This window comes from Dyella kyungheensis (genome assembly GCF_016905005.1).
In the GTDB taxonomy this organism is placed as follows: domain Bacteria; phylum Pseudomonadota; class Gammaproteobacteria; order Xanthomonadales; family Rhodanobacteraceae; genus Dyella; species Dyella kyungheensis.
In genome coordinates this window covers 130310-155092 of sequence record NZ_JADIKC010000009.1, presented here as the reverse complement: position 1 = coordinate 155092, position 24783 = coordinate 130310, and the positions used below count along the sequence as shown (strand labels likewise).

Here is a 24783-nt window from a genome sequence, read left to right as displayed (position 1 = left end):
CTGCATTGCGATATCCAGCCGCTGGCCGAAACGCTGCACGATCTGGAGCAGGGCACCCCGTATCTGTTCGTGGATGACTTGAGCATCTATCGCAATCCGGTGGCCGCGATGCAGCAAGCGGCCGTGCCGCTGGAAGTGCAATTCACCTTATCGGGCTATGTGCGCCAGCCGCGCGCAGCCAGCGGCGACGCACAGGGAGGTGCGCCATGAACGCGGCCGCCCAACGTCGCCTGACGCCCTTGCTCGGCGGGGTGGCCGTGCTGTTCGGCGCGTTGCTGCTGACCTTGCTTGCCGGGGTGGGACGCGGCGTCTCATGGGGCCCGGAGCGTGCCGCCACGCCCTTGCCGCCCACCCACGACCAGGGCCTGCCGCCGCCGGTGCCGCTGGCCCAGTTCTCCGCCGTGTGGACGCAGCCACTCTTCAACAACGACCGCAAGCCGACGATGCGCACCGCCGCCGGCGGCGCGAGCCTGGGCGACATGCAGCTCACCGGCATCATCCTCACGGCGCCGCTGCACATGGCCTTGCTGCGTGACAAGAGCGGCGAGCACGAAGTGCGCGTGCGCCAGGGTGATTCGCTGCCCGATGGCAGCTGGCGCTTGGTCGATCTGAGGCCACGCTCGGCGGTGTTCGAATCGAGCACCGGCCGCACCGAACTGGAGCTGCCCGCCGGCGCGCCGATCGACATGCCCAAGGGCGACGGCAGTGCGCCACCCAGCCCGCCCGCACCGAACGGCATGGCGGTGGGTCCGGCGGCCCCACCGCAGAACGGCCCGATGATCAATGCCGCTCATCCCATCATTCCGCCGAACCCGGCCCTGCAATCGCCCAACGGGGTGGACTCGCAGGCCGATCGCATCCGCTTGTTGAAAGAAGCCATCCAGAAGCGCCGCGCCCAACAGCAGGCGGCGACCCCCGAGGGAGCCCATTAACGTCATGTCCATCCAGCGCACGCCGCGGTTGACCCGCATCAGTACGCTCACCCTGGCCTTGTGGCTGGCCGGTTGTCAGACGCTGCCGCCACCCAAAAGCGATGACGGTGCGTTGCAACGCGAGGCGATGGCGGGCACCGAGAAGGCGGTCCCCGCCCAGCTCCCGTTGAACACGAAAAATGGGGCCGTGGACCCGAACGTCACCCCCAAGCCGCAGCTGAGCGAGGGGAGCGGCCAGTTCGTGCGCACCACCGGGCTGGCGCAACCGCGCAAGGCGGCCAGTGGCGATGGCGCAGTGACCTTCAACTTCGAGAACCAGCCGGTGCAGGCGGTGGTGAAGGCCATCCTGGGCGATCTGCTCAAGCAGAACTACACCATCGTGCCGGGCGTGCAGGGCAACGTGTCCTTCTCCACCTCCGAGCCGGTGGACAGCACCCAGGCGATTCCCATTTTGGAAACGCTGCTGTCGTGGACCAACAACGCGCTGGTGATGCGCGACGGCCAATACGTGGTGATGCCCGCCAAGGACGCCGCCGCTGGCAACCTGGTGCCGAGTCTCAACGCGGTGGCACCGCAAGGCGGCCTGCAGGCACGCCTGTATCCGTTGCGCTTCATCTCGGCCACCGAGATGCAGAAGCTGATCAAGCCGTTTGCGCGCACCGACTCCGTGCTGCTGGCCGATCCGTCGCGCAACCTCATCGTGCTGTCGGGCACGCCCTCGGAGCTGGACAATTATCAGCGCACCATCCATACCTTCGACGTGGACTGGCTGCGCGGCATGTCGGTGGGCGTGTTCAGCCTGCAACACGCGAACGTGGGCGAACTCGGCCCGCAGCTCGACCAGATGTTCGGCCCCAAGGGCGACACGCCGCTGGCCGGCATGGTGCGTTTCCTGCCGATCGAACGCACCAACGCCATCGTGGTGATCAGCAGCCAGCCGACCTATCTGCAGGAAGTGGGCGACTGGATCACCAAGATCGATCGCGGCGGCGGCAATGAACCGGAGTTGTTCGTTTATGACGTGCGTAACCTCAAGGCATCGGACCTCGCGCAGTACCTGGGGCAGATCTATACCCGCGGTAATGGCGGCGGCAGCGATGCCGGCAAAGTGGGGCCGGGCCTCACCGGATCTACGCTGGGCAGCGGCGACAATGCGATGGGCAATGCCAGCGGGATAGGCAGCACGGCGGGCAGCTTCGGCAGCAGCACCACGGGCGGTGTTCAAGGTACCGGCGGTGGCTTTGGCAGCGCGGGCGGTTTTGGCGGCACGGGAGCGACAGGCACCACCGGCGGTTTCGGCACGACCGGCACGGGTACCAGTGGCGGTTTCGGCAGCACCGGCGGCAGTGCGGCGGGCGGCATGTCCTCGTTCGGCAACAGCGCCTCCAACAGCAACAACGGCAACACCGGGCAGCAATTCGTCTCGGAGGACGGCAGCATCCGCATCAGCTCCGTCGATTCGAACAACCAGCTGCTCGTGCGCGCGCGTCCCTCGCAGTGGAAGGAGATCGAGCAGGCCATCAAGCGACTGGACAACGTGCCGCTGCAGGTGCAGATCGAGATGCGCATTCTCGAGGTCGATCTGACTGGTGAATTCCAGTTTGGTGTGCAGTGGTATCTACAGGGGCTAGCAAACAGCGTCCCGAATGCTGCGGGCATTGCCACCAGCATTTATCCAGGTGCTCATCGCCAGATTGCACTTGGTGCGGGCGGCAACCAATACGGCGGAGAGCCGTTCTTCTATTCCTTCCTGAGCAGCAACGGGAAATTCCAGGTCGCCGTTCGCGCGCTGGAAACCAATGGCAACACGAAGACGCTATCGGCCCCTTCGCTGGTCGTACTCAACAATCAAGTCGCCCATATCCAGGTGGGCGATCAGATACCGATCAATCAGACGTCCATCATCGCTGGCCTGGGAACCACCACGGCGAATTCAACGGCGAGCACCGTCACTTACCAGCCCACGGGCGTGATTCTCGACGTGCAGCCACGAGTGAATCCAGGCGGCCTCGTTTATCTGAATGTCCAGCAGCAGGTAAGCAACACCACGGGTCCAGCCAACGCTCAGGGCAACTTCACCATCCAGCAACGTGCCGTAGGCACCCAGATTGCTGTGCAGAGCGGGCAAACGGTGCTTCTCGGCGGACTCATCCAGCAGAACGAGACCAATACCGATACGGGTATCCCTGGCCTCAATCGCATCCCTGTGTTGGGACGCCTGTTTGGTACGACTGACCACAAGCGCGATCGGACCGAGATGATTGTGTTGATCACACCGCGCGTGGTGACGAACAGCGAAGACGCCAAGCAAGTAACGGACGAGTACCAGCGCAAATTCGAGTCGTTGGCACCGTTACGGTCGCCGGGTGCGGCAGCGGGTGCCGGTACGGGGGCGACGAGTACCACGGCGCATCCGTAAATGGATTGCCGCCCTCTCTTCCCCGAGGGGAGAGGGCGGCGAACTGCGGGACGGTCCTCCTGTGGGAGCGCACTTGTGCGCGACAAGCCTGCGGAGCCATACACCCCAGCGTGGCCGTCGCGCACAAGTGCGCTCCCACAGGAAAGCGCGCCATCGGATACTCAGTCGCGCCCCCAGTGGTGGCAGCCCATCGAAACGCGCGCTGCATTTCACTACCCCAGTATCATCTTCCTGATGAACGCTGCCGCATCCTTCCCCATCACTCCCCTCCTGCCCGAGATCACCACTTCTCTCGCGGCACACCCGCGCCTCGTGCTCGAAGCACCGCCCGGCGCCGGCAAAACTACCCAGGTCCCTCTGGCGCTGCTCGATCAACCTTGGCTCGCAGGCGGCAAGATCCTGATGCTCGAGCCGCGTCGCATCGCGGCGCGTGCCGCTGCGCAGTTCATGGCCAGGCAGTTGGGGGAGGAAGTGGGACGGACGGTCGGCTATCGCATCCGTTTTGAGGCGAAGGTGAGCGCGGCCACGCGCATCGAAGTGGTGACCGAGGGCATTCTCACGCGCATGATCCAGGACGATCCCGAGCTCACCGGCATCGGCGCGATCCTGTTCGACGAATTCCATGAGCGTCATCTCGCCGGCGATCTTGGCGCGGCGTTTGCGCTGGACATCCAGGGCACGTTGCGTCCGGAACTGCGCCTCGTGGTGATGTCCGCCACGCTCGACAGCGAGCGCATCGCGCAGTGGCTCGATGCACCGCGTATCAGCAGTCCGGGCCGCAGCTTTCCCGTGCGGGTGGCGTATCCCGCTGCCCGCGCGCAGGAAACCACCGAGCATCAGCTGGCACGTGTCGTACGCCTGGCCCTGGACGAAAACGAAGGCGATGTGCTGGCCTTCCTGCCCGGCCGTCGCGAGATTGCACGCACGCAGGCCGTGCTCGTCTCCTCGTTGGACGAGAACATCGACATCGTGGCGCTGCACGGCGAGTTGTCGATGGCGGAACAGCAGGCCGCACTGAGTCCGGCGGAGCCTGGCACGCGGCGCGTCGTACTCGCGACCAATGTCGCCGAATCCAGTGTCACGCTGCCGGGCATTCGCGCAGTGGTGGATAGCGGGCTGGCGCGTGAGCCGCGCTTCGATCCCAACTCTGGTTTCACGCGGTTGGAAACAGTGAACATCTCGCAGGCCTCGGCCGATCAGCGCGCCGGTCGCGCGGGTCGTGTCGCCGAAGGCACGGCCTATCGCCTGTGGCCGCAGAGCAAGCGGCTGGATGCATCGCGCACGGCGGAGATGGCGCAGGCCGAACTATCCGGTCTCGCATTGGAACTCGCCGCATGGGGCATCACTGCGGAAAGCGGCAGCACGCTGCACTGGCTCGATGCACCGCCCTCCGGCGCACTGGCCCAGGCGCGCGAGTTGCTCGTGCAACTGGCGGCATTGACAGCGGATGGCCGGATCACGCCACTCGGTCGCCGGATGCTCGAACTCGGCGCCACGCCGCGGCTCGGTGCGGCGGCCTTGCGCGCCGAGCCGGAACTGCGCGCACTCGTCGCCGATCTGCTTGCACTGATGGAAGCGCGCTCGCCGCTGCGCGGCGAGCAGGCACGCAGCGATGATTTCCGTGCCCGCGTCAGCGCATTGCACGTGTGGCGCGATCGCCACACGGCCGGTGCGCGCGGTGGCGCCGACGGCGGTGCGCTGGCCGCTATCGAGCAGGCCAGCAAGGGCTGGCGTCGGCGCCTGGACATGCGTTCAGCTGCTACAGGAGTGCCGGATAGTCACGCGGTGGGCGACCTGCTGTTGCATGCGTTTCCGGATCGCGTAGCGCGACGCGACGACGGCAATCCCTTGCGTTACACCTTGGCCAACGGCCGCGGGGCGCGCTTGCATGACAACACCGCACTGTTGGGCGAGCCCTGGCTGGTGGCGCTGGATATCCGCTTCGATGCGCGCGATAGCTTGATTCTCGCCGCTGCGCCCATCGATCCGCGTGTGCTCGAACGCGACTATCCGGCGCAGTTCAAGCGCGAACGCGCCTTGCGCTGGAACGATGAGCGCAACGCCGTCGAGGCGTTCGACGAGTATCGCTACGCCCATATCGTGCTCGAGCGCCGCAGCGTCCCGGTGAAGCCGGAAGATGCCTTGCCAGCGTTGCTTGCCGCCGTGCGCGCAAAAGGCATCGATGCCTTGCCATGGAGCGACAACGCACGCCGCTTGCGCGCACGCATGCAAGCCTTGCGCGGCTGGATGCCGGAGCTTGGCCTGCCCGACATCTCCGACGCGGCGTTGCTGAACACGCTGGAGGATTGGCTTGCGCCTTATCTCAACGGCAAGCGCCGCCTCGACGCGTTGACTGCGGAAGAACTCTCGCAGGCGCTGGGCACGCGCTTCGACTACGAGCAGCGCCGGCAACTCGATGCGCAGGTGCCGGAAAGTCTCACCGTGCCCAGCGGTATGACGCGCCGCCTGGAATACGCCGAAGGCGAAGCGCCCGTGTTGGCGGTCAAGCTGCAGGAACTGTTTGGTCTCGCCGATACGCCGCGCGTGGCGAACGGGCGCATTCCCGTCACGCTACACCTGCTGTCGCCCGCCGGCCGGCCGATCCAGGTCACGCAAGACCTCAAGGGCTTCTGGGAGCGCACCTATCCCGAAGTGAAAAAGGAACTGAAAGGCCGCTATCCGCGTCACCCTTGGCCGGACGATCCGTGGACTGCGGCGCCGACGCACCGCGCGAAGCCGCGCGGTACGTAAAGGGTACTGTAGGCGCCAAGAATGCGAGGGAGCGCAAAAGGCGCATAGCATTACCAGTGTTTTCTGGCATTCCGGGCAGGAGCGGTAAGGCAAGGTCTATCGACACTCCTTTCGCCTGCATTGTCGCTCATGCCGCGCCATACCGATCTTCGTTTCACCTTTGAACCAGCCAGTGGACTTACCTTCGATGTGCTGGCTTTCACGCTGGACGAATCGCTCAGCCAGTTATTCACGCTGACCGTCGATCTCAGCTCCGATAACCCCTCGGTGGATTTCGGCAAGTTGCTCGATCAGCCCGCGCTCTTCACTCTTTGGCGCGGCGAGCAGGCCGTTCGTTACGTGCATGGGAGCGTGTCATCCGTTAGCCAGGGGGCGACAGGGTTTAGGCGTACACGCTATTGCGTAGTCGTGGAACCACAGCTTGCACGCGCCGGACTACGCAGCGACTGGCGCATCTTCCAGCAGCAGACCGTCCCGCAGATTCTGCAAGCCGTGCTCAATCGCTCCGGCATCGTCGACGTCAGGCAGGTGCTTAGCAAGGAACACGCGGCGCACGAGTATTGCGTTCAGCCGGGCGAATCGGACCTCGACTTCTTCGCCCGGCTAAGTGCGGAAGAGGGCCTGTACTACGCCTTCGAACACGGCGAACACGGCCACCGGCTGATTCAAGGCGACGTGCTGTACACCCACGGTGTGATCACCGGCGGTCCGGTGATCTACAACGCCACGCCCGGCGGCGACCAAGCCGAGCCTTGCCTGCGCGCCTTCCGTTACAGCGAAAACGTGCGCACGGCCATCGCGACGCAACGCGACTACAGCTTTCACCGCCCCGCGTACAACCATGAAACGTGCAGTACCGGCAGCAACCTGGCCCATCAGGGTGGGGACTATGAGTATTACGGCTACCCGGGCCGTTACAAGCAAGCCGACACGGTAGGCAAGCCGTTCACGAAGACCCGTCTGCTGTCGCTGCGCCGGGACGCCCAGATCGCCGTAGTCGAGGGCGACGATGCGCGGCTGCAACCCGGGCTTGCCTTTGATCTGGAAGGCCATCCACGCGAAGCATGGGACACTGGTTGGCGCGTGCTAGGCATGGTGCACACCGGCACCCAGACCACCAGCCAGGAAGAAGACGGCGCCGAGGCCATGGTCGGCACGCTTTACAGCTACGAAGCGCAGATCATCCCCGACCGCATCGAGTGGAGACCGCCGCTCTACGCCAAGCCACGCATCGATGGACCGCAGACCGCGGTCGTGGTGGGCCCTCCGGGGGAAGAAATCTTCACCGACGAATACGGCCGCGTGCGCCTGCAATTCTCCTGGGATCGCTACGGCAACAACGACGAACACAGCTCCTGCTGGGTGCGCGTCAGCCAGAACTGGGCCGGCGCCGCCTGGGGCCATATCGCCATCCCGCGCATCGGTCAATCGGTGCTGGTGGACTACGTCGATGGCGATCCGGACCAGCCTGTCGTGACCTCGCGCGTGTACACCGCGCCCAGCCCACCGCCCTACGAACTGCCGCGCCACAAGACGCGCATGAGCATCAAGAGCCAGACCCACAAAGGAACCGGCTACAACGAATTGCGCTTCGAAGACGAGAAAGACCAGGAGGAAATCTTTGTCCACGCGCAGAAAGACCAGAACATCCACGTCAACAACGATGAAACCACCTTCGTCGGTCACGACCGCAAAGAAAACGTCGAGCACGACGAAACCATCAGCATCGGGCGTGACCGCACGGAATCGGTAGGCAACAATGAGCAGTTGACCATCGGCCGCGACCGCACGCACAAGCTTGGACAGGACTCATTCCTGACTATCGAGCGCAACCACACGATCACCCTCGGCAAGGATCGCATCGAGAACGTCGGCAACCACCGCAAGGATCAAACCACCGCCAATCACCTCAGCGATGTCGGCGGCCATGTCGAGCAGACGGTTCAGGGCCACCACAAGCTCAGCGCGGGACAGAGCATCGAGCGGAAGACGCAGCGGTACCAGTTGCAGGCGGGTGACCGCGCGGTCTTTCGCGGTCCTGGCGGCAGCATCACGCTCAGCGATGACGGTATCGCTATCGAAGGTCTGCTCATTCGCTTCAAAGGCCCCTTGCAGCAGCAGAACCACGCCGAGGGCCATTCCTTCGCCATCCAGGGTCATCCCCAAATCGGACTCGGCGACGATTTCTGCGTCACCTGCTTTTTAAGCGCCGCACTGACAGGTGCTCCCGTGGTGCCGGTATGAGCCGCACAACCTCGCCATCAGACGGCTATTTCATCTTTGACGCGGCCTTGCTGCACGGCACCGAGCCATATGACTGGTTGCAGGCGCAGCCAAACCTGCGCCGTCTTTACGACGATCTTGGAGAGCAAGCTGGTACCGTCGGGCCTCTTCTCATCCAGGCCACGCCGGATGTCATCGATCTGGCACAAGCGCTCGCTGGCTGCGGCGATGCGCGGCGCTTCGCCTGTGGACTGTTGATCTGCCGCTCTTCTACCGCTGTGCTTGAGCGGCATCTGCGCCAGTTGCGCCATCTCGCCACACACGATGATCAGCAGTACTACTTTCGCTGCGCCGACAGCCGCGCCGTCCAGGCCGTCTGGGACGTGCTCGACGCGCGGCAACAAGCCGACATGATCGGTCCGCTCGCCTCCTGGGAAATCATCACCCGACGAGGCCCTGTTCAACTGCTGCCGGCAAGCGGTTCAGCGCAGCCGTCCACTCCAGCGGCACTACCACTCGTGCTCTCTTCGATGCAGTGGCACAACCTGCTGGACGCCTCTCGCTGTGGCCAATTGATGGAAGCCACTTACGACGCGCTCGCAGGTGCGCCTAGCCAAGGCGACGAATGGCAGCACGAGCAGTGGACCGCGCAGACCATCGCCTGGCTGCGGCGCCTACGCATCGACAGCGTGCCGTTGCAGGTGGTCACCAATCAGGTGATGTGGCAAACCGCCGGCATCATTTATCTCCAGGCGCCTTACGAGGCGGCATTGCGCGACGCCAAAGTCACCGGCCGAGTGGATCGGCTATTGGCCTTCTCCCGGGTCAGTCGCAGCAGGTCCTCGTGATCGGTGCACGTGAGATGAGGCAGTGGATGCTGGCCTTGTGGCTTTGCGTTGGCTTGGCAGCTTGCCGTGAGCCGCAGGAAGACACCGTGGGTGCGGGACTGACCGGCATCGATCATCTGGCCGATCACCTGAGCGTGCAGGAGTTTTCGGTGGATGGGCATAGTGGGTTTCAGGCGGGCAAGGGAGGAAGCATGGTGTGCTGCGTGTCGCTGCCGCGGCAATGGCATCCGGGCATGAGCGTGATGGTGCGTTGGAATGTGACCAACTGGCGCGATTGCCACGGCGAAGAGTTTGAGCGCCGCGTACCGGTGGAGCGCTATGACGAGGTTGGAACGGTATGGGTGCACTTTCTGTCGGATGGCTCGGTGCGAGTGGTATCCGCCAATCCGGGCCCAGGAAATCCAGCTTATGCCGGGCCACACGATCCCATTCCGCAGAAGTTTCCGTGGAAAAACAGGGAATGGATCGCTCGCTGTTTCGGTGAGCAGAAGGCCAAGGAGATTTTCAATGACTGAGATCTTTCAAGTTCATCCGCATCGACTTGGAGCACCCAGGGAGCACGCGGTATGCCACGGATGACACGCAAGCTGGCTTGGTGGCTGCTGATGGTTTGGCTATGCAGCGGCGTGGCCGCGTGTCGCGAGCCGCAGGAAGACACCGTGGGTGCGGGACTGACCGGCATCGATCATCTGGCCGATCACCTGAGCGTGCAGGAGTTTTCGGTGGATGGGCATAGCGGGTTTCAGGCGGGCAAGGGAGGAAGCATGGTGTGCTGCGTGTCGCTGCCGCGGCAATGGCATCCGGGCATGAGCGTGATGGTGCGTTGGAATGTGACCAACTGGCGCGATTGCCATGGCGAAGAGTTTGAGCGCCGCGTACCGGTGGAACGCTATGACAGGGTGGGAACATTGTGGGTGCACTTTCTGGCAGATGGTTCGGTCAGGGTGGTGTCCTCCAATGCTGATCCGGGCGCCGCCGACTACCCCGGTCCAAGTGATTCCATTCCGCAGAAATTTCCGTGGGCCAACAGGGAATGGGTTGCTCGCTGTCTCGGTGAACAGAAGGCCAAGGAGATTTTCAATGACTGAGATCTTTCAAGTTCATCCGGCAGGTCACACGCCCGGTGTGATGCCGGTGTTTCCGCAAGCGCTACCACGAGGCGAGCGATGCGAACTACCTTTGAATATCAGTGTGTTCTTTGATGGCACCGGCAACAATCGCAATTGGGATGAGGCCGACAGCTGCAGCGTGGGCTTGGGTATGACACAACTGGCCTATCGCAAGGAAAGCAACGTCGCTCGCCTGTTTGCGGCGTATCCGGATCGTCCTGAGCTTGGCTATTACCGCCTGTATATCGAAGGTGCAGGTACGCCATGCGGTCCCATCGGTGAAGACAAGCCAGCCAAGTTCGGCATGGGCTTCGGCGAAGGCTGCGAGGGGCGTATCTATCATGGCCTGTTGTTTGTTCTGAATGCCATTCATCGCTCCATTGCAAAACACGCGCTATTCGAGCCTGAAGCCATCAAAGCCATGTGCCGCAATAGCAGGCGCCATTTGCGATCGGACGGCACGCTCACACGCCTGGAAGGCGGCGTGGATGACGTGCTTGCGTTGAAGCCCTGGGACATGGACGAGATCGGTGGATTGCTGAGCGATGGCGCCACGGGTGACCGTCGCCACGCGCTCCGCTTTCTACGCAAACATGCGGCGGTCATTGGCGAACGCGTGGCGGGAACATCTAAGCCCTCGCTGATCTCGATCATCATCGATGTGTTCGGCTTCTCCCGTGGCGCCATGCAGGCGCGCGTGTTCTGCAACTGGCTGGCGGAACTGTTCGAAGGCGACAAGCTTTGCGGCGTCTCGGTGACGATACGTTTCCTGGGCATCTTCGATACGGTCAGTTCGGTGGGGCTGGCCAATCGCACGCTGCCGTTCGACTTGAGCAATGGCCATTGTGGTTGGGCCACGCCGGAGGCGCTGCGCATCTCGCCCAAGATCAAGCAGTGCGTGCACTACATGGCCATGCACGAGAACCGCGCCAGCTTTCCGGTGGAGTCGGTGCGCGGGCCGGATGGCGTGATGCCGCCCAACTGTGTGCAGTACCTGATGCCCGGCATGCACTCGGATACCGGCGGTGGCTACGGACCCAACGATCAGGGCCGTTGCCCCAGTGGCCATCACAGCGACCGCCTGTCGCAGATGCCGCTGGAGTTGATGTATCAAGCCGCGCGTACCGTGGGCGTGCCGCTCGCCCGAGCAAACGCATTGTTAGTGCAGGAGTCAAACTACGACCCCTTCGAAGTCCACCCCGATGTTCGCCAAGCCTATAACAACTTCATCAACGCGGTGCCGCGCAGCGGCACTGCGTCGCAATACTTGCTGGCCTATCTGGCCTGGCGCTATCAGGTACGCGAGGTCTACGGCACTAAGTTGTCCTGGCTGGCCCGCGCCGATGCGCAAGACCGGGAAGACTTGATTGGTGCCAACAACACCTTGCTAGCGGATATCCAAGTTCTGGATGCCACCGACACCGCGTGGTCCGCCGCCTGGCATGACGCGCTATCGCGCACGCCGCTGGTCAAGTATGTGATGGGCGATACCGGCCGTGCGGCGCGCAAGCTGGCCGAGGATGCGCGCGATCTGCTGGCCAATCTGCGCGCTCACGCCATACTGGGCACGCCGGATAATCCCGAGCTTTTCACGCCGCAAGCTTTTCTGTTTGCCAATTACGCCCACGATTCCTATGCCGGCTTCAAACCCTTCGACACCAAGTTCGGCTGGACCGGCTGCTTCGACTTCATCCCTGGAAGTTGGGAGCCGGAAGGCTATCTGCGCTATCGGCGTTTCTACTCAGGTGACAACACGGCGCGTACCGGCGCCTTGCCCGCACCGCCGCCGCCCGCACCGAGCGAATGGGAAATCCAGCGGCAGCAGATACAGCACCACATCGATAACAACGGTATCGGCTTCTAGGGGACAGAAGCTGCGTCGCCGTGATCGGGCGACGCGGTGGTAGCGCCCGTCATTCCGGCGCAAGCCGGAATCCCTTGGACGCTCGCTCTGGTTATCGCGATGCGTTGATGTGCTCTTTCGTGAAGGTCGGACGTGGTCGCTACTGGATTCCGGCCTGCGCCGGAATGACGAGCTAAGGTGCGCGCTTCATTGCGAGCCAAAAAAAAGCTGCCGCCCTTTCGGTGCGGCAGGTTTTCTCAAACCAGCGCCGAACCCTCAGCGCCCGATATCGCGCAACTTCTTCCCGCTCAACAGGTTGCGTTCGATCTGCTCCAGCGTCACGCCCTTGGTTTCCGGAATCAGCCAGAAGGTGAGCAGGATGAAGACCGCGTTGAGCGCAGCGTACATCCAGAACGTGCCGGCATTGCCGATGCTGTTGAGCAGGCTGAGGAAGGTGAAGCCCACGATCATGTTGCAGATCCAGTTGGTGAACGTGGACACGCCGATGCCGAAGTCGCGCCCCTTGAGCGGCTGGATTTCCGAGCACAGGGTCCAGATCAGCGGGCCGGCGGACATGGCGAAGCCGACGATGAAGATCAGCAGCATCGTCACGGTGAAGATCTGCGCGCTGTGGTCGTGGATGCCGTTGTGCATCATCGTGCCGACCACGCCCAGGCCGACGGCCATCACGGTGAAGCCGGTATAGAGGATGGGCTTGCGGCCCCAGCGGTCGATCAGCGCGATGGCGATGAAGGTGGCCAGGACGTTGGTGAGGCCGACCAGGGCGGTGAACCACATCTGCGCCGAGGTGTCGTAACCCATTTCCTTGAAGATGCGCGGCGCGTAGTACATCACCACGTTCATGCCGGTGAACTGCTGCATCAGCTGCAGAAGCACGCCCAGCCACACCGAGCGGCGGAAGTTGCGGTTCTCGGCGAACAGGTGCCAGCCGCGCTGCGGGGTCTTCAGCTGTTCTTCGATGTCGGCTGTTTCGCGGGCGACCACGGCGCGGTCGCCGCGCAGGCGCTGCAGCACATCGATCGCTTCCTCACGGCGACCGCGCATCAATAACCAGCGCGGGCTGTCGGGAAGAAACAACACGCCGAGCAGGAACAGCGCGCCGGGAATCGCGATGATGCCGAGCATCCAGCGCCACGCACCGTTGTAGCTGAAGGCGGTGTCTGAAAGAAAAGCGACGAAGATGCCGATGGTGATCATCAGCTGATAGGTCGAGATCATCGCGCCGCGGATATGTTCCGGCGCCACTTCGGCCAGGTACAACGGTGCGGTAAAGGAAGCGATGCCGATGGCCAGGCCCAGTACCACGCGCGCGGCGATCAGCGTTTCCGGCGACCAGGCGAAGCCCGAGAGCAGCGAGCCAATCACAAACAAGATAGCGCCGAGTACGAGCGAGCGCTTGCGTCCCAGATGTCCCGACAACCAGCCGGCAGCGAGCGCGCCCACGGCGGCACCGAACATCATCGAACTGACGATCCATTCGATGGTGTGATCGCTGACTTTGTATTCGGCCTGGATAAACTGGCTGGCGCCGGAGATGACGCCGATATCGAGGCCGAACATCAGGCCCGCCAGCGCGGCAAGCACGCAGACGAACACGACAAAGGCCTTGGATGACGTCGCTGTCGACGTAATGGCTTGGGCATTCATTGCTAAAACTCCCCCGCAAGCGGTGATGGTGTTTCTATGAGCTTTCGTAGGTGAGCCGCTATCCCTATGCGGCGGCGATGACGTGTGGCGGCGGCCCCGCAAAACGCGGTTCCGGCATGCCACGAAAACCTGCATCGGCGAAGAACAAGGCGCCGGCATACGGTTGATCTGCAAGCGAGGCCGCGTCGAGGCCGTCGCGCGCACTGGTGATGTAGAGCGTGGAGAAATCGGTGCCGCCGAACGCCGGCTTGGTCGGTTGCGAGGCCGCCACTTCGACGATGCGATCGAGCTGCCCCTGTGGTGTGTAACGCACCACGCGGCCCAATCCCCATTGGGCGTTCCACAGGCCGCCGTCGCGGTCGACGGCGGAGCCGTCGGGTTCGCCGCGTTGATCGTCCAGGGTGACGAAGTTGCGCACGTTGTCGACGCGGTCGCCGTAGTCGCAGCACTGGATGCGGCGCGTCGGCGAATCGCAGAAATACATGGTGCCGCCATCGGGACTGAACGCGATGCTGTTGCTTATCGCCACACCGGGAAGGGGCAGGCGCTCCAGCGTCAGATCGTGATTCAGCCGATAGAAGCCGCCCACGGCTTGCTTCGGACCGGCGGCCGGCTCATGCAGCGTGCCGAACACGAAACGGCCCTGGCGATCGCAGGCGCCATCGTTCAGCCGCGTCGGCAGATCGGCTTCCACGTCGGTGACGGGGACCATTGCCTGCGTCGAGGGATGAAAGAACGCGAGGCGCGATTCGAGTCCCAGCAGCAGCCAGCCGTCGGCATCGCAGAGTGCGAAGCTGCCGAGCCGCTCCGGCATGGTCCACTGATGCAGGGCGCCGTCATGCGGACGATAACGCCATAGGGTGGAGGCGTGGATATCGGTCCAGTACAACACCTGCCCACGATCGCACCAGGTGACGCCTTCGCCTAGCGTGTTGTGTACCTGCATGGCGACGGCCGCGCGCACGTTCATACCCAGCCACCGTCCACGATGAAATCCTGTCCGGTGCACATGGCGCTGTCGTCGGCGGCGAGGAACAGCGCGGCGCGCGCCAGGTCGTCGGCCATCAGGTAACCGGGCATGCACTGCACGCGCGCAATCTCCGCTTCGCCGTCGGCATCGAGCCAGAGGCGGCGCTGCTTTTCGGTGATCACCCAGCCCGGCACCAGCGCGTTGATGCGAATGCGGTCATGCCCCAGTTCGCGCGCGAGACCGTTGACCAGTCCATGCACGGCGGATTTCGCCATCGCATACATCGGGTAGCCAGCATTCTTCTTCATCCAGCCGGTGGAGCCGAGGCAGATCACCGAGCCGCCGCCCAGCGAGCGCATGTCGTCGCGCACGGCCTGGGTGGCGAAATATTGATGGCGAAGATTGATCGCGATGTTCTGGTCGAATTCGGCGGCCGTGGTGCTGCCGAAGGCATGGCGCACGTCGTTCGCGGCGTTGTTCACCAGCACGCCGATGGGGCCGTGCACTTCGCGCGCCGTGGCGATGGCTGCTTCCAGGGCATCGAGTTGGGTGACATCGCAGCGCACGAACAACGGGCGATGCTCGCAGGCGGCAAGACTCGCCGCGAGCTGCTCGCCGTTCGGCTGATCGATGTCGATGAACGACACGCGCGCACCCTGCCTCGCGAACTGCTCCACGAACGCCGCGCCGATGCCGGTGGCGCCGCCGGAGATGAAGACGTGGCGGTCGGCAAGGCTGGGGTAGGTCGCGAACGTCATGCTTACCACTCCGCCACGCTGCCGTCGGCGTGGCGCCAGATCGGGTTGCGCCAGCGATGGCCCACCGCCGCGCGTTCGGCCACGTATTCCTCGTTCACCGAAATGCCCAGGCCCGGGCCATTGGGGATGGCGACGAAGCCATCCTTGTACGAGAACACGCTGCGATCCGTCACGTAGTCGAGCAGATCGTTGCCGGCGTTGTAGTGGATGCCCAGGCTCTGTTCCTGGATGAAGGCGTTGTGGCACACCGCATCCAGCTGCAGGTTCGCGGCGAGCGCGATCGGGCCGAGCGGGCAGTGCAGCGCGAGGGCCACGTCATAGGCTTCGGCCATGGCGGCGATCTTGCGCGTTTCGGTGATGCCACCCGAGTGCGAGGGATCGGGCTGGATGATGTCCACGCCGCCCATCTGCAGCACGCGCTTGAAGTCGTAGCGCGTGTACAGGCGCTCGCCGAGTGCAATCGGCGCGGGCGAGATTGCGGCCAGTTCCGGCAGTGCTTCGAGATGATCGGAAAGCACCGGCTCTTCGATGAACATCAGTTTGTACGGCGCCAGTTCGCGCATCAGCACCTTGGCCATCGGCTTGTGCACGCGGCCGTGGAAGTCCAGGCCGATGCCGATATGCGGGCCCACCGCATCGCGGATCGCCTGCACGTTTTCGATCACCAGCTCGACCTTGTCGTGCGTATCGACGTATTGCAGTTCTTCCGTGGCATTCATCTTCACCGCGGTGAAGCCGCGCGCCACCGCTTCCTTGGCGGCACGCGCGGTGTCGGCCGGGCGGTCGCCGCCAATCCACGAGTACACGCGGATGCGATCGCGCACCGGGCCGCCGAGCAGCTGATGCACCGGCTGGTTGAGATCCTTGCCCTTGATGTCCCACAACGCCTGGTCGATGCCGGCGATGGCGCTCATCAACACCGGGCCGCCGCGATAGAAGCCGCCGCGATACATCACGTTCCACAGGTCTTCGATGTGGCGCGGGTCCTTGCCGACCAGGTAATCGGACAGCTCGTCCACCGCCGCCGCCACGGTATGCGCGCGACCTTCGACGATGGGCTCACCCCAGCCGACGATGCCCGCATCGGTCTCGATGCGCAGGAACAACCAGCGCGGGGGAACGAGGAAGGTAGTGAGGCGAGTGATCTTCATGCATGCGATCCTTTTGCAACAGAGTGGCTGCGCCAGGCGTCGGCGAAGGCGCGCGCACGCGTCGCGACATCGCTGGCCGGGCGGCCGGGAGCGTAGAGAGACGAACCGATGCCGAAGCCGCCCGCGCCAGCGGCAAGCCACGGCCCCATGTTGTCCGGCGCGATGCCGCCTACCGGCAACACGGCGAGATCCTTGGGTAGCACGGCGCGCCAGGCCTTGAGCACGGCGGGGCTGGCTTGTTCGGCGGGGAAAAGCTTCAGCGCGTCGGCACCGGCGGCGAGCGCGGCGAATGCTTCGGTTGGCGTGGCGACACCCGGCACGCAGTAGAGACCCGCCTCCTTGGCAGCGCGAATCACGGCGACGTCGGCATGCGGCATCACGATCAGGCGGCCACCGGCATCGGCGACTTTCTTGACGTTGGCCGGATCGAGCACGGTGCCCGCGCCCACCAGGTATTCATCACCCAATGTCTCGCTCATACGCCGGATGCTCTCGAACGGCTGCGGCGAATTGAGCGGCACTTCCAGCATGCGAAAGCCGGCGTCCACCAACACGCGACCGATCTCGACCGATTCGTCGGGCGTCAGGCCGCGCAGGATGGCGACGAGGGGGAGGGGATCGAGCCAAGCCTTCATGGGTTCATGCCGTTGCTTGCGTGGGGATCAGGCCGGCCGCCGCGGCGATGCGCCAGAGGCCGTGCGAGGTGGTGGCGTCGGGGGCTTGCCGGATAGTGAGCCCGAAGATGTCCGCCGCCTTGAGGTAGCGATCACAAAGGGCGCCTTCGCCAACCATCTGTACGCTCGACGACGCGTCGGCCCAGCCGGCGGCGACTGCGATGCGCAGCTCGTCGCCAATCAGCAGTCCGGAGAGATAGTCGGCGACGGAGGTGGCTGCCAGCGATCCATCGAGCATCAAGGTGCGCGCGGAAAACACCCGCGACAACGCGCCGGCCGCACCGCTGTCGCGCGCCGTGCCGACGCCGCGACGAAACGCGTTCTCGTCATCGACGGCTGGCGGCAGCGAAGCGCCGAGGATCGAATGCTGGGTCAGCAACGCAAACAGCTCGCCCGTCATCACCGTGGCGAAACCGGTCATTTCGCCGTCGCGCAGCGACACCCACTTGCTGTGCGTGCCCGGCAACAGCAGGCAGCCGTGGCGGGCGATCTCGGGCGATTGCACCAGCACGCCGACGACTTGCGTTTCCTCGCCGCGCATCACATCCGGACGCGACGGATCGCGCAACCCCGGCACCAGATGCAGCGTGCGTCCCGCAGCGTTCAACGTGGTCAGTGCACCGGCGAGACGATCCACGCTGGTGGGCGTATCCAGATAAGGCACTTCCAACCAGCCGTTGCGACTGCCCACCATGCCGCACGCCAGCACGGGCACGTCGGGCCATTGCGCGACCGCCTGTTCGAACGCCGCGGGAAAGCCGCCTTCGGGCAGCTGCCGTATGCCATAGGGAAGCGCGCGCTTTTCCAGCACCTGGCCCTGACCGTCATAACGGTAAGCACGCAGGTGCGTGCTACCCCAGTCCAGGCCGATAAGACAGGTGGTCACGCGCTAGCCTTCTTGCGCGCCTTGCCTCGGCTACGGTGCAGGTTGGTCTGCGAATCGGCGATCATCGCCTGCATGGTCTTGCGCGCGACTTCCGGCTGCTTGCGCTTGATCGCTTCGAGCACCTTCTGGTGATACGGCAGCGAATACTTGAAGTCGCTGGCACTGCGCGCCGACAGGGTGAAGAACGTGCCCAGCGCCGTTTCGATCACCGAGAACAGCGACTGCATCAATTCGTTGCCGGTGGCGTGCAGCACCGCGTCGTGGAACATCAGGTCGGCGGTGGACCACTCGTCCAGCGTCTGCGCGGCATCCATGGCGTTGTACGCCTCTTCGATGTGCGCCAGCTGCGCGGTCGTGCGACGACGCGCGGCGGCAGCGGCGGCGGCCGGCTCGATGATCTCGCGCATCTCCACCAGCTTGTCGACGAAGTCGTCCGTCGGCATGGAGGCGCAGCGCCAGGCCAGTACGTCGGCGTCCAGCTGGTTCCACGAGCGCTCTTCCAGCACGCGGGCGCCCACGCCGGTGCGCGATTCGATCAGGCCCTTCGCCGAGAGCACCTTCAACGCCTCGCGCAAGGCGGTGCGGCTCACCTGCAGGCTTTCGGCGAGGGTTTCCTCGCGCGGCAGGATCTCGCCCGGCTTCACCTTGCCGCTGACGATGCGCAGCCCGATCTCGTGCATGACATGCCCGTACAGGCTACGAACTGCGATCGGCTTCTTCATGAAATCCTCTGACCCCTGGCCCTGACGAAGGGTGATCCGTGCGCGTGCAGGCATATTGGAAGCGCCCGATTCGATTGTCATACAAACCGACTATAAGCAACTTGGGTGGCGGATGCCAAGGTGTTTTGCATCGATTTTTTCATGCGCCGGTGCTGGATGGGTCATCGCGGGTAGGAACATGCGATGACGCAATGCAGAAAGTTCTCATCCGCATGACGCCGGCCGCGCCAACGTGGTCGCCTCCGAACATCGCATGAAAGCGCCGCTTTGCGTTTTTTCGAGCAGGCCACTTCGCGCAATGCCGCATCGCACCAAGAAAAATTTCGGTGCCGATGAACACTTGCACGATAATCATACAATGTGATTGCATGCGGTCCATCGTGATACGCCGAAGGGGACACCAGGGACATGCAGCGTGCAGGTTTGATGGCTTCGATTCTAGGCCTGGCGACGTTGTCGATGGCTGCGCATGCGGCTGACGCCAAGCGCGAGACCTTCGGCAGCATGCCCGACGGCCGCAAGGTGGATGCGGTGGTGCTGAGCAATGCGCACGGCATGACGGCGCGCATCATCGCGCTGGGTGCGAGCATCCAGTCGCTGGCCACGCCGGACCGCAACGGCAAGAGCGCGAACATCGCCCTGGGTTATGCGACGCTCGCCGACTACCTCGGCAATCCCCAGTATTTCGGCGCCACCGTGGGCCGCTATGCCAACCGCATTGCCAAGGGCAAGTTCACCCTGGACGGGCATGCCTATAGCGTGCCGGTCAACAACGGCGTCAATTCGTTGCACGGCGGCAGCAAGGGTTTCGACAAGGTGCTGTGGACGGTGGGCGAGGTGAAGCACGACGCCGACAAGGCCAGCGTGACGCTCAGCTATGCCAGTCCCGACGGCGACATGGGGTATCCGGGCAAGCTCACCGCCACGGTGACCTACACGCTCGACGAAGCGAACCATCTTTCCATCGACTACCGCGCCACCACCGACAAGACCACCATCGTCAATCTCAGCAACCACGCCTACTGGAACCTCTCTGGCGAGGGTTCGGGCAGTGTGATGGAGCATCGCCTCACCATCCCTGGCGAAGCCTACCTGCCGGTGGATGCGGGTTCGATTCCGACTGGCGAGATCCGCAAGGTCGCCGGCACACCGTTCGATTTCCGCCAGGCCAAGCCGATCGGTCGCGACATCCGTACCAACGACGTCCAGTTGCTCAACGGTCACGGCTACGACCACAACTGGGTGATCAGCAAGGACGAAGCGCCCGCGCTGCGCGTCGTAGCGCGAGTGGAAGATCCGGCCTCCGGCCGCGTGCTGACGCTCAAGTCGAGCAAGCCCGGTCTGCAGTTCTACTCGGGGAATTTCCTCGACGGCACCACCGTGGGTACCGGCGGTCACGTCTACCGCCAGGGCGATGCCTTCGTGCTGGAACCGCAGCTCTACCCGGACACGCCCAACCAGGCGTCGTTCGGTTCGGCACGGCTGGAGCCGGGCCATGAGTACCGAAACCTGATCGTGTACGAGTTCACCACCGAGTCGGCGCGCGGAGCGCACTGACCCAACGAACAGTCGCTGCAAGGACGCTCGCGAGGGCGTCCGTAGGGTCGCTTTGTCTCCAAAACAAGGCGGCCGCGCATAACCAATGCGTCGCTCGAGTCCGTCGCGACGCCACCTGAGGGAGAGCAGATGAAGTACGCATTGTTGGCAGTGGCCATGGGTCTGGCGGCAACGTTCGCCGCGCCGTCCCATGCGCGCGACGCGTCGCAACGCTGGACGCCCGCGGAAGCCAAGGCCTGGTATGCCAAGCAGCAGTGGCCGCTGGGCAGCAACTACCTGCCGGCGAACGCCATCAACCAGCTGGAGATGTGGCAGGCCGACACGTTCGATCCCGCGCGCATCGACCAGGAGTTCGGCTGGGCACAACAGGCCGGCATGACCACCATGCGCGTGTTCCTGCACGACTTGTTGTGGCAGCAGGATGCGGCGGGCTTCAAGAAGCGCATCGACAGCTTCCTCACCATCGCCAACAAGCACGGCATCAAGCCGATCTTCGTGCTGTTCGATTCGTGCTGGGATCCGGAGCCGAAGCTCGGCCCGCAGCACCCGCCGATTCCCGGCGTGCACAACTCCGGCTGGGTGCAGAGCCCGGGTGTGGCGATGACCGATCCCAGTCAGTACCCGCGCCTCGAGCAGTACGTGAAGGACATCGTCGGCAGCTTCGCCAAGGATCAGCGCATCCTGGCATGGGACGTGTGGAACGAACCGGATAACCCGGGCGGCGGCAACTACGACGCCAGGGAACCCAAGGACAAGGAAGGCCACGTCGCCAAGTTGCTGCCGCAGGTGTTTGCCTGGGCGCGCAGCGCGGCGCCGGTGCAGCCGCTCACCAGCGGTGTCTGGCATCACGACGACTGGTCCGATCCTGCCAAGCTCAATGCTGTCGAGCGCACGCAGATCGAGCAGTCCGACGTGATCAGCTTCCACGACTACAGCTGGCCGGAAACCTTTGCCGGCCGCGTGAAGCAGCTGCAGACGTATGGACGTCCGTTGATCTGCACCGAGTACATGGCGCGAGGCAATGGTTCGACCATCGACGGCATTCTTCCGATCGCCAAGAAGGCCGACGTGGGCATGGTCAACTGGGGTTTCGTGGTCGGCAAATCGCAGACCAACATGCCGTGGGATTCGTGGCAGCGCCCGTACACCATGGCGCCGCCGACGCTGTGGTTCCACGACCTTTTCCATGCCGACGGCAAGCCTTATCGCCAGCGCGAGATCGACATTCTGCGCTCGCTGTCGCACGCGCCTCGCGGTGTCGTGCCGGCGGATGCGTTGAGCTACCCCTTGTCGGCGGGAGCGACATCGCGCTGACCAACGAAGGACCTACCCACGCGCCGCGAAACCCCACGCTGGCGATACCCATAACGACAGCGTCGGCACGACTGACGCTGCATGCCCCCGAGTGAAGAGATGATTCGCACCCACATTCAACGCAGCCTGCTTGCCGCCGCCATCGCCGCCGTCTTCAGCGTGGCGCATGCCGCCGACACCACCGCAGCGAACAGCGACGAACCGCAGCAGAACGGCACGGCCACGACGACGCAGACCGCCACCGACGCCAAGCCGGCCAAGAAGCCCAGCACGGCGGCCGGCATCGCGGCACAAACCGAGGCCTCGACGCAGAACGCCCAGAACCTGGCCGGCGTGACGGTGACGCCGCTGCGCGACAGCCTGAAGACCGCGCAGTCGATCAAGCAGGATTCCCCGCTGATCGTCGATTCGATCGTGGCCGAGGACATTGGCAAGCTGCCGGACAACAGCGTGGCCGACGCACTGCAGCGCGTGACCGGCGTGCAGGTGGCGCAGGGTTTCCAGGGTGAGACCACCTCGGTGGTGATCCGCGGTCTGCCCAATGCGGTGACCACGCTCAACGGCCGCGAAATCTTCAGCTCGGGCGGCCGCGAGTTCTCATTCCAGGATCTGCCCGCCACGGCGGTGAGCGGTCTGGACGTGTACAAATCCACCGATGCCACCATGGTGACCGGCGGCATCGCGGGCACGGTGGACATTCGCACCTTCCGCCCGTTCGACTTCCCGGGCTTGAAGGTCGCTGCCACGCTGACCGAGACCAATCAGGAATATGGCGCGCATACCGATCCCACCGCGAGCTTCCTGATCAGCAACCGTTGGCATACCGATGCCGGCGAATTCGGTGCGCTGCTCAACACCGGCATCACCACCATGCACTACGACTACAACGTGTCGTACGTGGACAACAACCTCACGCGCGTGGCGACCGATGGTTCGAACAACCCCATCCGTACGCCCAACGGCGATCTGGTGGTGGCGCAGAACCAGTTCGGCGCGAACTACAACGTGGGTTGGCGCAAGCGCCCGGAAATGAACTACGCGCTGCAGTGGAAACCCAACGACAACACCGAAGTCTACGTGGAAGGCCTCTACACCTGGCTTTCCGATCAGTACAACCAGCCGTATTACTTCTCCGGTCCGCAGAATGTGGTGGCGCCGTCGGCGTATACGGTGAGCGGCTCGTGCTTCCCGGTCGGCACGCCCGGTTCGCCGTACTACGGCCAGACCATCTGCCCGACCACCAGCGCGTCGTATACCGGCAACTACTACGCTGCCACCAGTACGCAGGCGCATCAGGACTGGGGCCACAACATCCAGAACGCGATTGGCCTGAAGTGGCATGGCGACAAGCTCAATCTGTCGACCGACCTCACGCGCAACGCCTCGAGCTACCAGAACCAGCGTTTCGTCATCGATACCTTCCTCGATGCCTCCTCGTCGCCACTGACCACGTACTACAACTATCCGAACACCTGGGGCCTGGCCGGCACACCGCAGATGAACCCGGCCAATTACTACCTCAACGGTCTGTACCAGCAGTGGAACAACAACCGGGCGACGCAGACGGCCTGGCGCTTCGATGGCGACTACAGCTTCGATAGCAGCTTCTTCAACTCGATCAACTTCGGCGCGCGCTATGCCAATACCAACGCGCAGGCGACCGGCGCGCAGTTCGACCAGGGTCCTCCGGGCGGCGCCTACCTGCCCGATGGTTCGCCCAATCCGGCCAACAACGTGCTCGGCCTGTTCGGTCAGCAGTACTTCTGCAACGTGCCGCGCACGGCGGCGGTGCCTGGCAGTGCGCTCACCGGGTGCTACAACTATCTGTTGAACAATGCCGATGCGCTGCGCCAGTTCTATGGTCTGGCGCCAGGCAACCTGCCGGCACAGGATGGCCAGTACTTCGACATCACCGAGAAGACCTACTCGCTCTACGGCCAGCTCAACTACGGCAACGAGATGTTCGGCCTGCCGTACGACGGCGTGATCGGTGTGCGTCTGGAAAAGATCAATCGCGATCTCAATGCCTTCACGTATGACAGCTCCACCCAGCTGTATTCGCCGATCGGCTTGAACACCAGCCAGCGCACCGCGCTGCCGAATGCGACCTTCAACCTGCATCTGCGCGACAACCTGCAGATGCGCCTGTCGGCCGGCAAGACGCTGCAGTATCCGGACTTCACCCAGCTCAATCCGTCGCTCTCGCTCAGCCCGCCGACCGCCAACACCATCGCCACCGGCGCAGGTGGCAACGCGTACCTGAAGCCGACCAAGTCGACCAACTACGACGCCACGCTGGAATGGTATTTCAGCGATGTGGGCTCGCTCACCGGCGGCGTGTTCTATCACGACATCACCGGCTACATCGAAAACTACACGTTCGAGCAGAACATCGGCGGTATCACCTATCTGATCTCCGGTCCGCAGAGTGCGGGTTCGGGCCATCTGGAAGGCGCGGAACTGGGCTACACGCAGTTCTTCACCTCGCTGCCGGGGGCGCTCAGCGGCCTGGGCTTCCAGGCCAACTACACCTACATCGACAGCAAGCTGAAGACGCCCTCGATGACCGGCGACGGTTTCATCAGTGCTCCGTTCCAGAACGTCTCCAAGAACAACTACAACCTCGTGCTGATGTACGAGAAGTACGGCGTATCGGCGCGACTGGCTTACAGCTATCGCAGCCGCTATCCGGAGTTCTTCCTCGCGGCGAGCAGCGTGCTGGGCAACAACGCGCAGATGTACGACGTGCCGGCCAGCGAACTCGATCTTTCGATTGGCTACGACATCAACAAGTACTTCACCGTGGTGTTCAACGCCACCAACCTGCTCGGCAAGGATTTCCATTCCTATGCCGGTTCGGGCAAGTCGATGCCGCAGGATCTCCGTTACCAGGACCGCTCGGTCGGTCTTGGCGTGCGCTTCAAGCTGTAAAGCAGACCACGCCCCGTGCTTCGCGTG

General features: G+C 63.8%; 20 protein-coding genes. 12 read left to right on the top strand and 8 right to left on the bottom strand.

The features are described 5' to 3' along the window. From ISP20_RS18630 to ISP20_RS18590, 9 genes are all read left to right on the top strand, one after another. The coding region (locus ISP20_RS18630; protein WP_239536132.1) for a GspMb/PilO family protein at positions 1-210 on the top strand (210 nt) is incomplete at its 5' end. Then, positions 207-932, top strand: a complete 726-nt coding sequence (locus tag ISP20_RS18625; protein WP_204637635.1) for a general secretion pathway protein GspN — start codon at positions 207-209, stop codon at positions 930-932. The genes ISP20_RS18630 and ISP20_RS18625, both read left to right, overlap by 4 nt. A gap of 4 nt (positions 933-936) precedes the next feature. Continuing rightward, the gene (gene gspD / locus ISP20_RS18620; protein ID WP_204637634.1) at positions 937-3351 is read left to right on the top strand and encodes a type II secretion system secretin GspD; all 2415 of its coding nucleotides are present in this window, start codon (positions 937-939) and stop codon (positions 3349-3351) included. A 234-nt stretch (positions 3352-3585) separates the two neighbouring features. Further along, positions 3586-6102 (top strand): ATP-dependent helicase HrpB, encoded by a 2517-nt coding sequence (gene hrpB / locus ISP20_RS18615; protein ID WP_204637633.1) that lies wholly within the window; start codon positions 3586-3588, stop codon positions 6100-6102. 129 nt (positions 6103-6231) lie between these two features. After that, on the top strand, positions 6232-8346 hold the full coding sequence (locus ISP20_RS18610) for a type VI secretion system Vgr family protein (protein ID WP_204637632.1): 2115 nt from the start codon (positions 6232-6234) through the stop codon (positions 8344-8346). After that, entirely contained in the window at positions 8343-9173 is an 831-nt protein-coding gene (locus ISP20_RS18605; RefSeq protein ID WP_204637631.1) for a DUF4123 domain-containing protein, read from the top strand. Before ISP20_RS18610 ends, ISP20_RS18605 begins: the two co-directional genes overlap by 4 nt. Before the next feature lie 26 nt (positions 9174-9199). After that, positions 9200-9688: a DUF3304 domain-containing protein gene (locus ISP20_RS18600; RefSeq protein ID WP_204637630.1), complete on the top strand. Its 489-nt coding sequence runs from the start codon at positions 9200-9202 to the stop codon at positions 9686-9688. 60 nt (positions 9689-9748) lie between these two features. After that, positions 9749-10261, top strand: coding sequence for a DUF3304 domain-containing protein (locus tag ISP20_RS18595; protein ID WP_204637629.1), 513 nt, complete (start codon positions 9749-9751; stop codon positions 10259-10261). Positions 10262-10301: 40 nt separating this feature from the next. Beyond that, positions 10302-12146, top strand: coding sequence for a T6SS phospholipase effector Tle1-like catalytic domain-containing protein (locus ISP20_RS18590; protein WP_204637628.1), 1845 nt, complete (start codon positions 10302-10304; stop codon positions 12144-12146). 255 nt (positions 12147-12401) lie between these two features. Here the strand turns inward: ISP20_RS18590 and ISP20_RS18585 are convergent, their stop codons facing one another. From ISP20_RS18585 to ISP20_RS18550, 8 genes are all read right to left on the bottom strand, one after another. Beyond that, positions 12402-13928, bottom strand: a complete 1527-nt coding sequence (locus ISP20_RS18585) for a sugar porter family MFS transporter (protein WP_204637627.1) — start codon at positions 13926-13928, stop codon at positions 12402-12404. Further along, the gene (locus tag ISP20_RS18580; protein WP_204637626.1) at positions 13858-14763 is read right to left on the bottom strand and encodes an SMP-30/gluconolactonase/LRE family protein; all 906 of its coding nucleotides are present in this window, start codon (positions 14761-14763) and stop codon (positions 13858-13860) included. The genes ISP20_RS18585 and ISP20_RS18580 overlap by 71 nt, the downstream gene beginning before the upstream one ends. Next, complete coding sequence (locus tag ISP20_RS18575; RefSeq protein WP_204637625.1) at positions 14760-15521, bottom strand: SDR family NAD(P)-dependent oxidoreductase; 762 nt, start codon at positions 15519-15521, stop codon at positions 14760-14762. The genes ISP20_RS18580 and ISP20_RS18575 overlap by 4 nt, the downstream gene beginning before the upstream one ends. Before the next feature lie 2 nt (positions 15522-15523). After that, positions 15524-16672 carry a galactonate dehydratase gene (gene dgoD / locus ISP20_RS18570; protein ID WP_204637624.1) on the bottom strand — a complete coding sequence of 383 codons (1149 nt, stop codon included), beginning with the start codon at positions 16670-16672 and terminating at the stop codon, positions 15524-15526. Continuing rightward, complete coding sequence (locus ISP20_RS18565; RefSeq protein WP_204637623.1) at positions 16669-17307, bottom strand: 2-dehydro-3-deoxy-6-phosphogalactonate aldolase; 639 nt, start codon at positions 17305-17307, stop codon at positions 16669-16671. The genes dgoD and ISP20_RS18565 overlap by 4 nt, the downstream gene beginning before the upstream one ends. Before the next feature lie 4 nt (positions 17308-17311). Then, complete coding sequence (locus ISP20_RS18560) at positions 17312-18232, bottom strand: 2-dehydro-3-deoxygalactonokinase (protein ID WP_204637622.1); 921 nt, start codon at positions 18230-18232, stop codon at positions 17312-17314. After that, positions 18229-18954 carry a FadR/GntR family transcriptional regulator gene (locus ISP20_RS18555; protein ID WP_204637621.1) on the bottom strand — a complete coding sequence of 242 codons (726 nt, stop codon included), beginning with the start codon at positions 18952-18954 and terminating at the stop codon, positions 18229-18231. Before ISP20_RS18555 ends, ISP20_RS18560 begins: the two co-directional genes overlap by 4 nt. A gap of 139 nt (positions 18955-19093) precedes the next feature. Beyond that, positions 19094-19309: a hypothetical protein gene (locus ISP20_RS18550; protein WP_204637620.1), complete on the bottom strand. Its 216-nt coding sequence runs from the start codon at positions 19307-19309 to the stop codon at positions 19094-19096. Positions 19310-19380: 71 nt separating this feature from the next. On the opposite strand from ISP20_RS18550, the gene ISP20_RS18545 reads away from it, so the two are divergent. The 3 genes from ISP20_RS18545 (at position 19381) to ISP20_RS18535 (ending at position 24756) form a co-directional block, all read left to right on the top strand. Beyond that, positions 19381-20511 (top strand): aldose epimerase family protein, encoded by a 1131-nt coding sequence (locus tag ISP20_RS18545; RefSeq protein ID WP_204637619.1) that lies wholly within the window; start codon positions 19381-19383, stop codon positions 20509-20511. A 129-nt stretch (positions 20512-20640) separates the two neighbouring features. Beyond that, a complete protein-coding gene (locus tag ISP20_RS18540) occupies positions 20641-21825 on the top strand; it encodes a glycoside hydrolase 5 family protein (protein WP_239536130.1) in 1185 nt (394 codons plus the stop codon). Positions 21826-21924: 99 nt separating this feature from the next. Continuing rightward, the gene (locus ISP20_RS18535; protein WP_204637618.1) at positions 21925-24756 is read left to right on the top strand and encodes a TonB-dependent receptor; all 2832 of its coding nucleotides are present in this window, start codon (positions 21925-21927) and stop codon (positions 24754-24756) included. The last annotated feature ends 27 nt before the right edge of the window (positions 24757-24783 follow it).